This window comes from Leptolyngbya sp. FACHB-321 (assembly GCF_014695975.1).
Lineage (GTDB): Bacteria > Cyanobacteriota > Cyanobacteriia > Leptolyngbyales > Leptolyngbyaceae > Stenomitos.
Map to the genome: position 1 here is coordinate 134,977 of NZ_JACJPI010000061.1, position 14,641 is coordinate 149,617.

The window sequence follows — 14,641 nt, forward strand, 5'->3', positions numbered from 1 at the left end:
TGATCTGTGCAGGAACGATCTACGCTGGAAAGAGCAGCAGAAAGGAACGCCAATGGTAACGACATCGCCCATCATCTACCCAGAATCAGACGGACTGCCAATGGCAGAGAACACGATCCAGTTTGAGTGGATTGTGTACATCAAAAAAGGACTGGATTGGCTGTTTATTGACGACCCATCGGTTTTCGTTGCAGGCGATTTGCTCTGGTATCCCGTTGAAGGCGATAACAAGCTGCGACAGGCACCCGATGCTATGGTCGTGTTTGACCGACCCAAAGGCGATCGCGCCAGCTACCAGCAATGGCTCGAAGACGATACACCACCGCACGTTGTTTTTGAGGTGATTGCGCCCGGTCACACCATCCCCGAAATGACCCGCAAATTTCAGTTTTACGAGCGCTATGGTGTAGAGGAATACTACATTTACGACCCCGATCGCGCCAGCCTGGGTGGGTTTCTGCGTCAGGACGATCGCCTGGAAGCGATCGAATCAATGGAAGCCTGGGTTAGCCCTCGGTTAAACGTCTGTTTTGGCTTAACACCGGAAGGCGATCTTGTACTGATTCGTCCTAATGGACAGCCCTTTGAGACCTACGAGCAAATTGCAGAGCGAGCAGAACAAGAGCGATCGCGGGCAGACCACGAACGCCAACGCGCTGATCAAGAGCGCCAACGTGCCGATGCTGCCGAACGTCGCGCCCAGCAAGCAGAGGCTGAAGTGCAGCGGCTCAAAGCGCAACTACAGGCGCTCGGACATAACCCTAATGATGCGACGAGTTAAGGATTTATCACCATGCAAATGTTAGACCGACCATTAGACCGCGCTGCCAATGATCAATTGACGATCGCCGGACGCACCTTTAAATCACGCTTGATGACAGGTACTGGCAAATATCGCAACTTTGACGAAATGCGCCAGAGCATCGCCGCCAGCGAATGCGAAATTGTCACCGTTGCCGTGCGGCGTGTGCAAACCAATGCTCCCGGTCATGAAGGGCTGGCGGACGCGCTGGATTGGACAAAAATCTGGATGTTGCCCAATACCGCAGGTTGCCAAACCGCAGACGAAGCAGTGCGCGTGGCTCGTCTGGGGCGCGAAATGGCAAAACTGCTGGGTCAAGAAGACAACAACTTCGTCAAGCTGGAAGTCATTCCCGACTCCAAGTATCTGCTGCCCGACCCGATCGGCACCCTCGAAGCGGCTGAAAAGCTCGTTAAAGAAGGCTTTGCCGTGCTGCCTTACATCAACGCCGATCCCATTCTGGCAAAGCGTTTAGAAGACGTGGGTTGTGTGACCGTCATGCCGCTTGGTTCGCCGATCGGCTCTGGGCAAGGGCTAAATAATGCCGCCAATATTCGGATCATTATCGAGAATGCCACGGTGCCAGTCGTGGTCGATGCTGGGATTGGGGTGCCCAGTGAAGCCGCACAGGCAATGGAACTGGGAGCCGATGCGCTGCTAATTAACACCGCGATCGCCCAGGCGCAAAATCCGGCTGGCATGGCACGCGCGATGCATTTAGCCGCGATCGCTGGACGACTGGCTTATCAAGCAGGGCGTATTCCCATCAAAACCTACGCCAGCCCAAGCTCGCCAACAACGGGGACAGTAAGTTAAGCAATGTTGCAATCGGTGTTGTTTGCAAAGAATTTAGCCTAATCGCTGAATCTTTTTGTTGGCTGTGTGAGTTATCCCTGATTTTTTGTTACAATTCTTGAAATATCTGAGGATTAACTTATGCGTTACACCGTTGAAGAAGGTGGTCGGTTAAATAATTTTGCGATTGAGCCAAAAATGTATCAGGCGGAGCCGCCCACCCAAAATCAAAAGCGTAACTACCTCATTCTGAGTGTTGGAGCAGTCGCGTTAATTGGTGGACTTCTTTTTGTAGCGGCATCTGTGTCGTAATTGCAATCTTTTTGACATCAGTTTTTTGGTGGTTTTTAAGAAAAAAACTCTCTAGAATGAACGATGGAATTGAACCGGGCAGCTTGCTAAATGTAAGCGCCCGGTTTTTTTTTGGGCAACTGGCTGGCTTATGGAATGTCAGCCAATCATCCTGAGCGAAGCCCAAGCCGCTGAAAAGAGTTGTATTCGCTCCAATCACAGACGGCTTCGTACGACCCGGCGTACTATCTGCAATGCAACTCGCTGACTGCTCTCTAACGGCTCCTCCTGCTGGCGATCGCGCACTTCAGGTTTTCTCGGGACAAAACCAAACGGCATACTTGCGCTTGAAGCTGGCACTCAGCCTTGGTCTGCGCCGACAAATTTTTCTGGCAGTCTGCGATGACCTGGCACTGCGTAACCGAATTGCGGCTCGCCTCTATGCAGAACTGGCGTACCCATCGCCCAAGCTGCTGGCAACTGATGCTGTGCCAGCACCACAAGACGACTCGGCTAGCGTCATCTCACCTCTAGATCATCGCCTGTCGGTGATTGCCGACGAACACGATGCCTCCAGACTGCCAAGAGCGTCGCGACCATCGCGGTTGCTCTATCCTCGGTTGGTGAGCCTGAACCTCAACCTGAGTGAACCGAACCCAATGGTACAGATTGCGGAGTGGTTGGCTGAGTATCCACCACCAAAGGGTTGCCAGCCACGATTGCGATCGCCCGGCTTCCAAATTTTGGGCGTTGAGCGCCTTACTCGTCAGCCCGCTCCCGTGCAAAAGCGGTTTTTGCATTCGCTCCAGCAGATCGAGCATTACCTCTCTTGTTTAGAGTCACCGCTCCTGCTCTGGTTGCCGCGCCCCTGGCTCAACGCAGTGCAGCAGTCTGCTCCTGACTTCTGGAACTGGCACACTGCTCTGTTTGAATTTGAGGGCGATCCAACCCCTGTGCGATCTGTTGCCGTGCGGCTAGTGACTAACAATGCAGCACCAGCTCAGACGCAGAGCTTTAGTAGTGAGCCAAGTGACCCTTCTTATCACGTCAGTAACGCCACGACAGAGGCGTTTACCACAACACCCGCCGCAGACCTATCATTACAAGAACCGTCCAAAGAAAATCTGTGGGATATTCTCAGCCATGATCTAGCGCTGCTGGATGCACCGAAGCCATTAGCATCAGAACAAGAGGTATCCGAGCAAGAAGCATCTGAGCAAGAGGTGTTATCACGATCGCAACCGCTAGCACCGACCGATCCCGACCCAGCCGCAGTGCCAGTGATCGCAACTGTTGACAGTGAGGCTGCGATCACCCAACCAACGAATCCAACAAACGAGGCAGCCAAACTCCTGCCAGTGACTCCTGCGGTCGCTAACTCTATAGCAGTACATTCTGCGGCAAGCGTCCTACCAGTTGTAGCGCTCACTGATACGCCGACACAGCCACCGACTGTCAGTGCTGATACTCCCGATCAAAGTCAGGCAGCACTGGCATTAGCAGATCTTATTCTGGCAGTGATGGCTGAAGAAGTGGGCAAAACGCCTTCTAGTCAAAATGCCATCATCATTCAGACCTTGCAGCAGATTGAGCAACTGCATTTGCAACAGGCTCCAAAAGCAACGCTGTTAGCGGCATACCAAAATCTGGGCAATCTTTGCCGCGATCGCATTGAGCAGGGGGAAGCCTCTTCACAACACTTGCTGCTCACAGTTTGTGTGTATGAGCAAACGCTGCCGTGGCTGGACGATGCTTCGCTGCTGTGGTCAGATGTGCTGAATGACATTGGCAACCTGTATTGGATGCTATCGCGGCAAGAGTCTGTAGTAGACGAAAGCCTGACGTATCTGGATCAGGCGATCGCCGCGTATCAGCAAGCCTTGGCAAAAACCAATCCCGACACACGCCCCCACAACTACGCCATGATTCAGAACAACATTGGTTCTGCATATGGTGATATGGCACGGTTTCGTACACCAGCCGAAAGTTTGGAGCAGTCTGTTGCAGCCTATGAGTTAGCGCTACGCTATCGCCCACTGCAAGACGACCCAGCACGCTATGCCGCCACGCAAAATAATCTCGGTACGGCTTACTGGAATTTGGCACAGTATCAGCAACCCGTGCGACGGCTTAAGCAAGCGATCGCTGCCTATTTCGAGGCATTGCGCTACTACAGCCCCACCTGCGAACCCATGCACTACGCCATGATCCAAAACAATCTCGGCACAGCGTACTGGAATCTGGCGCAGCAACCCCAAGTAAATCTTGGTGTAGGGACAGCAACAGGCAAAAGTCTTTCCGCAGCAGACCTGTTGGAACGGGCGATCGCTGCTTACTGTGCCGCACTGGTTTATCGCACCCTGGATGTTGCCCCTGCTGCCTATGCCGCGACACAAAACAATCTTGGTACGGCGTACTGGCAACTTGCTACCCTCTTAGAGAGCCAGCCTGACCAACGCTATGAGCAATTGCAGCAGGCGATCGTAGCCTACAAAGCGGCGATCGCTGCTGTGGAATACTTGGCAACCGCCAGCACCTCTTTCCCCTCACTTTCCTTTGACCCTGCTGCCACCCACAACAACCTGGGACTCGCCTACTACCAACTTGCGATCGCTAAACATCACCGTGACAGCACTGCCCAGCGCACTACCAACCTGGAAGCTGCCCTACACCATCATCTTCAGGCACTACAGGCTTGGCAAACCCAACCAGACCTTTACAAAACCGTGTTTAGCTACGTCATCCAAACTATACGTGCCTTCCACAGCGAATTTGGCTCCAAAGGGCAATCCCTAGCGCTATCTAAAGTGCCTGCAAATTTGTTGCCTGACGTGTTGAGGCAGCTTTAGAGGAGAGGGGTAGAAGGCAGAAGGCAGAAGGCAGAAGGTGAAAGGGTAAAACAGTAAAAGGGTAAAGGCTCAAGGCTAAAAGTTTAGTCATCACAGCTTTCCTCCTCTCTGCTCCCCTCGCCGCCTTTGCTCCCCCTTATCCCTTATCCAGATGCTGAGCCAACGCTCGTGCTCATACAACTGTTCAAACAAGGCTTTTCAGACAGGGCTGCGGTTGCCAAAACGCTTGCCTAGCAAGTCTTAGCTCCGGTACAGGTTTGTGGTCTTAGTGCTTCGCACACGCTACACGAACAGTATTGGCTGGCGTGTGCTTGACGTTGGCAGGAGTGCTCAAGCGGCTGACAAAAGTCGTCCAGTGTCCACTATATAGGTGTGGTGTCGAGGCGCGCTACGCTGGTGTTCCTAGCTGAGACCGCTACTTCAAAACCAGGTTCAGCTTTTCTTGTATCAATTTCTGTTCGTCGAACTCATGTGGTACTAGAAGCAAAAACGTAACGCTAAAAAAAGTGTCTATGCTTTTGTCTACCAGGCGTCGCTTTAATGCTCCGCAGCTTTGGGCTGAGAGGCTTCGTACTGCGCGGTGAAAGGAATCTCACCAGGAGCAGAACTCAGGCTCAGCGTGCCATTGAGGGTTTGCTCGGCGATCGTTCCTTGTACTTTCACGGTGCCCTGGCATTTTGGTAAGTAACTTGCCTCTCCTTGTAGTGTCAGTCGTTGGTTCTCCCAGTTTCCAGTCATGGAGGGGCGTTCCGTTGCCCGTTTGCCCAACGTTTCGATCGTGTCTGCCACCAATAGCGAACCTGTCAGGTAAATGCCAGACTGTTGCACCAGAAGCACAAGCTGATCGGACTTCAAGCATCCTGGTAAGTCTTGAGCGGGAATCTGGTAGCGCCCGTCAATTTTTTGAGCCGCTTTGAGGTTCGCTTCGCCGTATGCCGTGACGACACTGAACAAGGTAACGACAGACGTGATCGCGACAGCGTAGAAAGTCAACGATTTGAGATTGAAATGATTTCCCATCGGTCAGCGCTTAATGATTAACTTTGCAGGTCGTTGTCTGTAGGTAGTGAGAAGGTAAAAAGCAACTTAAAATCTGCCCTTACCCCTCATCGATCATCTTCGATTCCTCATCCGTTTCTCCCTTACTTATCGCCGAAGTGATTACTGCTGGCTCGTTCAGCCCTCTCCCAGTAGCGGTGTTAAGCACGGATGATAGGTGTGCCGTCACTTGACTATAGCGGCGGGTGATGAGCAAGGATGAGTGACACTGTACTGCTAATTGATCGGCATAAAAGCCCAGCGTTTGACGTTCCAGACCCCATTCACGGCTGGCTCCGGCGATCGTTAAGTCTACTTTAGCCGAGGCTTCTACAACAGCAGCGATCGGGTTATTTGACTCAATTTGTGGCGTGTGAATGCGATCGCGCACTGAAGAGGGTAACTGCTCCATCAGCGTCCGAAACTCGTAGGTGCGATCGTTGGCTTGATGTCCCTGGGTAAGGCTGAGAATTGTCAGAGAGGAGTTTTTGCTGTTCACAAGAATGCGTAAGGCAATTTCTAGCCCTAAGTCATTGTGCAAATCAGAAACGTATGGCACCAGTAAGTGTTCTAGCTTGCTGTGCTGACGGTCAACAAAAACAGCGACATCTGTACGCGCAGTACTGAGGATTTGCCCCACGCGCCCCCCCAGCCGATTACGGCTAAAGGCAGGACGGTGCCAGCCCATTAAAATGAGATCGGCACGATCGCTGTCTGCAATTCTGGCTGTTTCTTGGGCGACATCGGTTGCAACCCGAACGATCGGACGCACTAAGGGTCGTACTAACGGTGGCTCGAGGCTTGCTATGAGTGCTGCTAATTGCCGTTCGCGTTCAGCAATGAGTCGCTCTGCCTCGGCTGGAGTGCCACCAAACGCATATTCTTCATCAAGCTGGATCAGGCTCAGGGGATAAATGGCAGCGGGTGCTAGCTGCAAGGATTGGTCAGTGCCACCCAGCGCGATCGTCACTGCCAATTCAACCAAACCTTTTTGGCTATTGGGATTGGCAATAGGCACGATAATTCGGTACGCTGGCTCGATTTCATCCGTAGTCGATTCAACAACATCCTTGCGGATCAACCGTTTAGGATACGTCCACTCCAGCAGCGGCGAGGTCATGAAGGTTGTCACCAACGCCATAATCACCAGCATTGTAAACAGCAGTGGCGAGATGACATTCAGGCTTAACCCAATGTTTAGCACAATGAGTTCGGTCAAGCCGCGTGTATTCATCAGCCAGCCTAGCGCTGAGGCTTCTCGCTTTTCAATTCCAGAAACCCTAGCTGCAAAGTACGTGCCACAATATTTGCCTACGATCGCCACCAGGACAACTAAACCGCACAGCAGCCATAAAAACGGCGTATTGAGCAAGCCGATTTGAGTCCGCAGCCCACTGTAGGCAAAGAAAACGGGTAGGAGAAACGTCAGGACAAAATCTTCAGTCTTTTGCGCCAGTTCGCGCGTTAGCCCCGGATGTTTGGGCATGACTGCGCCAATCAAGAAGGCACCAAAAATCAGGTGAATGCCAATCAGCTCTGTAACTAAGGCAGAAAGCACAACACCCATATAAATAACCGCCAGAACGAACTGATTCAGCCGTCCACTGCGATCGTAATAGGCGGCAAACGTTTTCAGAAACTTCCGCCCCACCGTCACCATAAACGCAATGTAGACAAGTGACAGCACAATAGTAGGAATCGCTCCTGCCATGCTGTTTGTGCGCGTCACCGCGATCGCCAGCGCCAGCAGACACCATGCTGTTACGTCATCGACTGCCGCACACGTTAATGCCATCGTCCCCAGCCGCGTGTTCTGGAGGTTATTCTCGGTAATAATTCGCGCTAGCACCGGAAACGCCGTAATGGACATTGCCGCACCTAAAAAAAGCGCAAACGCTGTAAACGAGACGACCCCACTTGAAACCAGAGGGTAGAGCAGCAGCGCCAGCAGCGATCCCAGCGAAAACGGCACCAAAATGCTGACATGAGAGACCAGCACCGCTATATCGAGATGGCTTCGTAGATACTTAGGGTCAAGCTCCAGCCCAATCAAAAACATGAAAAAGATCAGCCCAATCTGAGCCAGCACATTCAGAAAGGGAATCGTTTCGGGTGGAAAAAGCGCAGTCGCCAAACTGGGTGCTAGCAATCCGAGTAGGGACGGTCCTAGCATCACTCCAGCGACAATCTCACCAATAACTAACGGCTGCTTAAGGCGACGAAAACCTAACCCAACGACACGGGAAAGACCGATGACAATAAGGATTTCGATTAGAACATGGACGATAATATCGAATTTCATTGGAGTGGTAGAAGAAGGGGAAGAGTCGTGAGGAGGAGAGAAGAAGTGAGGCAGGCGTTGCTGTGCTACTACGCCAACACGTTTTGAGTGATAGCGTTTCCTTTAGAAGCAGCCCCACCTCCTTCCCCTTCGATCGCTTCACTTTTTAACAAGAAAATAACTGTGGCTGACCCGTTTGAACGTTGCTGTAGTGCTGTTTTTGTGGCTCTCTTCACTTGGTTAATTCCCTGAACGGCTAGACACTGACCCCATTACCCTTTACTTTTTGCCCCAACGTTACTATCGGCATTTGGCAGTTGCAAGGCCCGTCCGCGCCACGTCCAGCCCCAGCCAGTTTCGGTCTTGATAATTGAAACAATTGCGATCGCTGCCACAAGCACACCGCCCATACCTGTGAGCCACCAATAACGGGGCGGCATAGCAGTCACACGCTCAATGGAGCGACGCAGGTCGTACTGTAACCCGATCGCAACCAGGGCAAGCACGATCGCCAGCAGGTTCACGAGACTGAACCCAATGGTGCCACTTTGATAGAGTGCGGCAACTAACGCTAACCAGGGCAGCACACAAACCCAGACCATGATTGTGGCTGAAAAAAGGCTCGTAGAAAGCTGACGACGGGAACCTAGATGCCAGTTTTTAGTCCAGCCTTCCCAAACCGCAGCTAGCGATCGATACATACGCACCGATGCCAGCTCTGCACCAGCGGCATAGTAGAGCGTCAGCCCTTTCTGCTTGACACGTCGCCCCAGTTCAACATCTTCCACTGCTTGATCGGCAACTGCCTGGTGTCCACCGAGTTGCTCGTATGCAGTGCGCCGAAACAGCATAAACATTCCGGCTGCAAAAGCTGCCTCAGCGTCAGGGTCATTCACTTCATTAAAGTCGAATCCGGCAATGAGTAAACTCATCATCCACGGTTGCACCAACCATTCTGCAAGGCAACCACAAACAATCTCAGGACAAAGGGTTAGTAAATCAATCTGCTTTTGTTGTACCGTTTTCACTGCCGCAGCGATCGCCCCTCGCTTGAGCCTCACATCCGCATCCAGAAACAACAAGAACTCTCCGGTCGCCTGCGTCGCTGCCTGAACACACGCCCAGTTTTTGCCTGACCAGATTTCGTTTTCGGGTCGCGGTTTGCCCACTAGCACCCGTAAGCGCGAATCATTAAGAGTTTGCTGAAGCGTTTGGACGATCGTTAGCGTGGCATCACTCGACTGGTCATCAACCACCCACACGTCCAACGGTTCTGCGGTTATCGCGTTTTGTAAAACAGACCGCACACAGGCTTCAATATTTTCTGCCTCGTTGTAAGCAGGGATGATAACTGAAACGGTAGAAACTGTGGCTGAGTCATCTAGTGGTACAACGCTGACGGGATCGACTGCGATCGCCAGTTTAGGAGCGGTTTCAGCAATGCGACGTAATCTGGCTGAGTAAGTCATCACCCCGATCAGAGCGATCACTGTCACTGCAAGTAATATCAAAGGTTTAACAACGGTAGGTTCTGTCCAGCTTAAAGATTAAGTTGATTTGGGGCATGATCCAAGGGACGGCTTTTCGATGTACGACTTCTCTAAAGTGCCTGCTTGGGCTGCCTTACCAATCTGGGTCCAGCAGTCAACCCAAGTGTACCGCAGGGCTTCAAGAAACCACCTCACTGCTTTTCTTTTCAGGAAGATTTGGTTTCTTTAAAAAAGATTTAGATTCCTTGCTTATAATTTGTACAGACATCTTCGTATTGCTTCAACAGTTGCAAGCAATCAGCTCCTTTACTCCCTTTGAACGATGCCCCGGATACTCGTCATCGACGACGACCCTGCAATTTCAGAACTCGTCGCGGTAAATCTCGAAATGGCTGGTTATGACGTGAGCCAAGCGGCTGATGGCATCAAGGGTCAAGCAATGGCTTTGCAGCTTCAGCCCGATCTCGTCATGCTGGACCTTATGCTGCCTAAAGTCGATGGGTTCACAGTCTGTCAGCGTTTGCGCCGTGATGAACGCACCTCTGATATCCCTGTTTTAATGCTGACTGCTCTGAGTCAGACGCAGAATAAAGTAGAAGGCTTTAACGCCGGTGCCGATGATTACCTCACCAAGCCCTTTGAAGTAGAGGAAATGCTGGCACGGGTGCGGGCACTCTTGCGTCGAACTGATCGGATTCCCCAAGCCGCCAAGCACAGCGAGATTCTAAATTACGGTCCCCTAACTCTTGTGCCAGAGCGTTTTGAGGCGATTTGGTTCGACCAAACGGTAAAGTTGACTCACCTTGAATTTGAGCTACTGCACTGCCTGCTGCAACGGCATGGACAGACCGTTTCACCTAGCGAGATCCTTAAAGAAGTCTGGGGGTACGACCCCAATGACGACATTGAAACAATTCGGGTCCATGTCCGTCATCTAAGAACAAAGCTGGAACCTGACCCACGTCGTCCCAGCTACATTAAGACTGTGTATGGTGCAGGCTACTGTCTCGAGCTGCCTGCTACTGGACAAGCGTCGGAGAGCGAAGCCTCATTAGCCGGTTAGTGTGTTGACTCAACCCTATCGCTTTGGTTGGTTTGATTGGTTTTGTCTCTGGTATCCACCCGGTTGGCTTATTCTGTTTAATCGTCATTGGCAGCATTACAAGCCTGATGTCAATGGCTGGAACTGGCTAGAATACTTGCTCTTTTTGCTTCCAGGTGGTTTTTATCTCGCTCTGGTAAGCCGTTGGTTGCGGCTACAAGTCAAACGATTGCTGGGTCGATCGCTCGTCTCAACGCCCGTCACACCTGACCCAGCCTATCAAGCAGCGTTTCAGCGCGAGATTTTGACACCGATCGTCACTCGTTACTTTCGCGCCACGTTACACTGCGTTGAAAATTTGCCTGCAAACGGTCCACTCATCGTCGCCATGAACCATGCAGGGATGTGCTTTCCGTGGGATTTTGTCAGTCTGGGCTACTTGTTAAGCCAGCAGCGTGATTGGTTTGTACAGCCGCTAGCGCATCCTATCTTTTTTGACCATCCTTGGCTGATCTGGTGGCTACCGAGCGGATGGGCACACGTGCTAGGTGGTGTGCGGGCAGAACGGCACAGTTTTGAGGCAGCACTACAGAACAGTGATACCAAAAAAAACAGTTTGTTGTACGCGCCAGAAAGTTGGCGGGGCTTAAGCAAAGGTTGGTGGCGGCGCTATCAATTGGCAACGTTTGACCCTAGTTTTTTGCGGTTGAGTTTGCGCGATCGCGTGCCTGTACTGCCAGTAGCCTGCATTGGCAGTGAGGCGCTGCATCCACTAGCGACCAACCTGCCTTGGTTAGCCCGTCGTACTGGCTTGCCGCTGTTTCCACTATCGCCATTGATGCTGGCATTTATACTCTTTCCCTCAATGGGTGTTTGGGCAATGCGATCACGCTTGCAGTACTATGTGCAGCCGCTTGAGCAACCCTGGGAGTCTGTCAAGCAGGGAGAGAAGCAAACCCAAACGCGCACGTACCGCATGGCAGAGGCAATGCGATCGCGCTTACAAACCGTTATTGATCACCTGCGGTAAGGACTTGCCGACTTTAACCATAGTTGCCGTGCGGCAGGCTTAGGGTAAAGCAACTACCCTGATTGAGTTCAGACCTAACAGTTAGATCGCCACCATGCAGTTGAGCCAGCTTGCGAGCAAGTGCCAGACCTAAGCCTGTGCCCTGGTACTTTTTGTTTAAGCCGCTATCAAGCTGTTGAAACGGTTGAAACAGAGTCGGAATGTCGTGAGGGGCAATGCCAATGCCCGTATCGGCAACATGAAAAAGGATAAAGGCTGGTGGCTGATTACCTAAGCCGGACTTGCTACTCCTTGGCTCTGCACTCTGGGTCTTCTCAACGGTAAGCGTCACTGTCCCTTGTTCGGTAAACTTGACGGCATTTGCCAACAGATTGACAAGAATTTGCTTCAGGCGACGACTATCGACAGTACAGGTTGTGACCTCAGGGGCGATCGCCAAACTCACCTGCAAGCCCCGATCGTCCGCTTGCTCTCGAATAAAAGCAAGACAAGCGGTACAAATTTCTTCAATAAAAACCTCTTCCAGCAATAGCTCATCTCGTCCTGCTTCGATTTTTGACAGATCGAGGAGATCGTTGATGAGCAACAGTAGGTGATCACCACACGCACTAATGTTCTCAAGATACTGTTGCTGCTTGGCAGTAAGGGGACCAAAAATCTGCTTAAGGAGCAAGCTAGAAAACCCTAAAATGCCAGTCAGGGGTGTCCGCAGTTCGTGACTCATATTGGCAAGAAATTCGCTCTTCGACCGATTGGCAGAGTCAGAGAACCGTTTTTCTAGCTCTAGCTCATGAGTGCGCTCCTGAACCAGTTGCTCTAAGCGCTCGTAGCTTTGAGCATTGTAGAGGGCGATCGCCGCCTGATCGCCAATTTGCTGCAACAGGTGAATTTCGTTCTCTGTAAACTCTCGTTTTGCCGTGGTGTTCAGGCAAAGCCCCCCAAAAAGTTGATCCCGAATCAAAATTGGCACAGCTAGAACTGAGCAAATTTGATAGTCACGGGTCTGCATCAGCCTGGCAGGAGTCTGTTCAAGCGTTGCCAAATCGGGTGTGTAAAAGACACGCTGGACGTAGAAGTCAGAATGAGGATCGAGCAGGTCTGACCAGTCCGCTACAGGAAAGGTAGTGGCAATCCTTGAGGGTTCCTGGGTGTTCAGCCGCCATTCATCCAAAATCTGAATTTGCTCGTCTTTAATTTCAAAAATAAAGGCGCGATCGACCGCAAAGCTAGTGCCCGTCAAGCGGGTTATTTCTTTCAAAATATACGTTGGATCAAGGCTAGAGTTGATAATGCGGGCAATCTGGTTGAGTAGCTTCTCTTTCTGCGCTTGCTGCTGCACCTGGTGAAAGAGCTGTGACTGATGAATTGCGATCGCACATTGGTCAACGATCGCCTTCACCATCGACACTTCATCCGCTGTCCACGTGCGATCGCGATCGCATTGATACAAAGACAACTCACCTAAAAATTCTTGCTGATGCATCAAGGGCACGAGCAAAAAAGCATGAATGTTGTACTGTGCCGCAAGTGTTTGAAGCTCTGACCCTGGAGACTGAGGAATTTTGTTGATCACCACAAGCTCACCTTGCCTCAAAGCTTTAGCATGATGCCCAAAGACATTGCAGGGCTTACCGAGCAACAGTTTCCAGTCTTGGGGTGCGTCGCTGATGGTGCGGACGATCATCTCACCGCTCTCAGAGGGGCGAACGACAAGGCAACAGGTAGGGGAGAGAGCCTCTTTGACCATATCAACCGTCGTTTGCAGCACATCATGCAACACCAGGGTTCCACGCATTGCCTGCACAATGCGATTAATAATGGTTTCTCGTTTTGCGTGCTGCTGAATTTGCGCCATTGCCGCTTGCTGCTGTCGATGTAGCTCAAACTCACGGAGCGATCGCTCCAGCACTGTTGGCAGACGAAACAGGCGATCTTTGAGCACATAGTCAGTCATGCCTGCTTTGATGCATGCGACTGCTGCCTCCTCACCAAGACTGCCAGTCACTAAAATCAGCGGAATTTGCTGGTCTGACTGCTGAAGTAACGCCAATACCTCATACGCCGTAAACCCTTTCAGCCGATAGTCTGACAGCACCACATCCCACAAGTGGTTTTCCAACAACTGCTGGCATCCTGCCAGCGTATCAGTTGTTTTGTACGTCAGCTCAATGTCTCCCGCTGTCATAGCCAGGATAACTAATTCAGCATCCACTGGCTCATCTTCTACAATCAGCACACGCAGAGTTGATGGCATAATTAACCCTGGTTGAAGCGTTGGTTGCTGACCATCAGACATAACAAACATTTCAAAAGGGAAATAAAGGGGACTTATTCAGTAACATCCAATAAAGCCCAACATCCCGCGTAACGGTTAAAAATTGCTGAAAATCCAGAGGCTTGACAATATAGCTATTAACCCCTAAATCGTAGCAAGTATTAAGGTCACTGTCTTCCTGCGAGGAGGTCATGACGACAATAATAAGTTGCTGTGTGCGGGGATGGCTGCGTAAAGTTTGTAAGACGCGGATACCGCTAATTTTGGGTAGCTTTAGGTCTAGCAGAACAAAGCGTGGCAGTGGACGTAGCGGTATGCCTTCTTGACCCAGTAAGTAGTGAAGCGCTTGTTCGCCATCGGCGACCACATCAAGCTGATTCACCAAGTTATAGTTGCGAAACGCAAGCCGAATCAACTCCACATCGTTGGGGTCGTCTTCTACTAGCAAAATACGAGTTGGTTCGATCTGCGAGATGCCCTCACGTATCTGCGTCATGTTTGTCAGTCATTTGAACATGCTTAACGCGATCGCTCCGCACTCTCTATAATACTCTAGAGGCGAAATATTAAATAGCTTGTGTTAATTAGCGTTGATTGCTGTAGTCGGATTGTTAAGACAGGTTGGCTCTTTAACCCTCGCACTGGCTATGACTATAAGCAGCGTGCAACCGATTACCATTGCAACGCTTTATCCTGCTTACAGAGCTAAGGATCGTAAATTTAATCAATCGCAAACTGTACGGGCGGG

10 protein-coding genes and 1 pseudogene are annotated in these 14,641 nt (G+C 51.2%); 6 read left to right on the top strand and 5 right to left on the bottom strand.

Features of this window, described 5'->3' with window-relative positions; all coding sequences use genetic code 11:
- The first annotated feature begins 52 nt into the window (after positions 1–52).
- The 4 genes and pseudogenes from H6F76_RS15330 to H6F76_RS15345 all read left to right on the top strand — a co-directional run bounded on the left by H6F76_RS15330 (position 53) and on the right by H6F76_RS15345 (position 4,737).
- On the top strand, positions 53–781 hold the full coding sequence (locus H6F76_RS15330) for a Uma2 family endonuclease (RefSeq protein ID WP_190509472.1): 729 nt from the start codon (positions 53–55) through the stop codon (positions 779–781).
- Positions 782–829: 48 nt separating this feature from the next.
- Positions 830–1,618 (top strand): annotated as a pseudogene (locus H6F76_RS15335) (thiazole synthase); the annotation flags it as partial.
- A gap of 120 nt (positions 1,619–1,738) precedes the next feature.
- Entirely contained in the window at positions 1,739–1,909 is a 171-nt protein-coding gene (locus tag H6F76_RS15340) for a ssl1498 family light-harvesting-like protein (protein WP_190447209.1), read from the top strand.
- 233 nt (positions 1,910–2,142) lie between these two features.
- On the top strand, positions 2,143–4,737 hold the full coding sequence (locus tag H6F76_RS15345) for a tetratricopeptide repeat protein (protein ID WP_190509475.1): 2,595 nt from the start codon (positions 2,143–2,145) through the stop codon (positions 4,735–4,737).
- A 537-nt stretch (positions 4,738–5,274) separates the two neighbouring features.
- On the opposite strand, the gene H6F76_RS15350 is transcribed toward H6F76_RS15345, so the two are convergent.
- The 3 genes from H6F76_RS15350 to H6F76_RS15360 all read right to left on the bottom strand — a co-directional run bounded on the left by H6F76_RS15350 (position 5,275) and on the right by H6F76_RS15360 (position 9,567).
- Positions 5,275–5,757 carry a hypothetical protein gene (locus H6F76_RS15350; RefSeq protein ID WP_190509477.1) on the bottom strand — a complete coding sequence of 161 codons (483 nt, stop codon included), beginning with the start codon at positions 5,755–5,757 and terminating at the stop codon, positions 5,275–5,277.
- Positions 5,758–5,836: 79 nt separating this feature from the next.
- A complete protein-coding gene (locus H6F76_RS15355; protein ID WP_190509479.1) occupies positions 5,837–8,077 on the bottom strand; it encodes a cation:proton antiporter in 2,241 nt (746 codons plus the stop codon).
- 251 nt (positions 8,078–8,328) lie between these two features.
- Positions 8,329–9,567 carry a glycosyltransferase family 2 protein gene (locus H6F76_RS15360; protein WP_242036677.1) on the bottom strand — a complete coding sequence of 413 codons (1,239 nt, stop codon included), beginning with the start codon at positions 9,565–9,567 and terminating at the stop codon, positions 8,329–8,331.
- 301 nt (positions 9,568–9,868) lie between these two features.
- Here H6F76_RS15360 and H6F76_RS15365 point away from each other — a divergent pair, with 301 nt between their 5' ends.
- Together H6F76_RS15365 and H6F76_RS15370 are read left to right on the top strand one after the other, a co-directional pair.
- Positions 9,869–10,609 carry a response regulator transcription factor gene (locus tag H6F76_RS15365; RefSeq protein WP_190447205.1) on the top strand — a complete coding sequence of 247 codons (741 nt, stop codon included), beginning with the start codon at positions 9,869–9,871 and terminating at the stop codon, positions 10,607–10,609.
- A 4-nt stretch (positions 10,610–10,613) separates the two neighbouring features.
- The gene (locus H6F76_RS15370; RefSeq protein WP_190509516.1) at positions 10,614–11,618 is read left to right on the top strand and encodes a 1-acyl-sn-glycerol-3-phosphate acyltransferase; all 1,005 of its coding nucleotides are present in this window, start codon (positions 10,614–10,616) and stop codon (positions 11,616–11,618) included.
- A 13-nt stretch (positions 11,619–11,631) separates the two neighbouring features.
- On the opposite strand, the gene H6F76_RS15375 is transcribed toward H6F76_RS15370, so the two are convergent.
- Positions 11,632–13,914, bottom strand: coding sequence for a GAF domain-containing protein (locus H6F76_RS15375; protein ID WP_190447203.1), 2,283 nt, complete (start codon positions 13,912–13,914; stop codon positions 11,632–11,634).
- Between the two features lie 10 nt (positions 13,915–13,924).
- Positions 13,925–14,389 (bottom strand): response regulator, encoded by a 465-nt coding sequence (locus tag H6F76_RS15380; RefSeq protein WP_190509481.1) that lies wholly within the window; start codon positions 14,387–14,389, stop codon positions 13,925–13,927.
- Between the last annotated feature and the right edge of the window lie 252 nt (positions 14,390–14,641).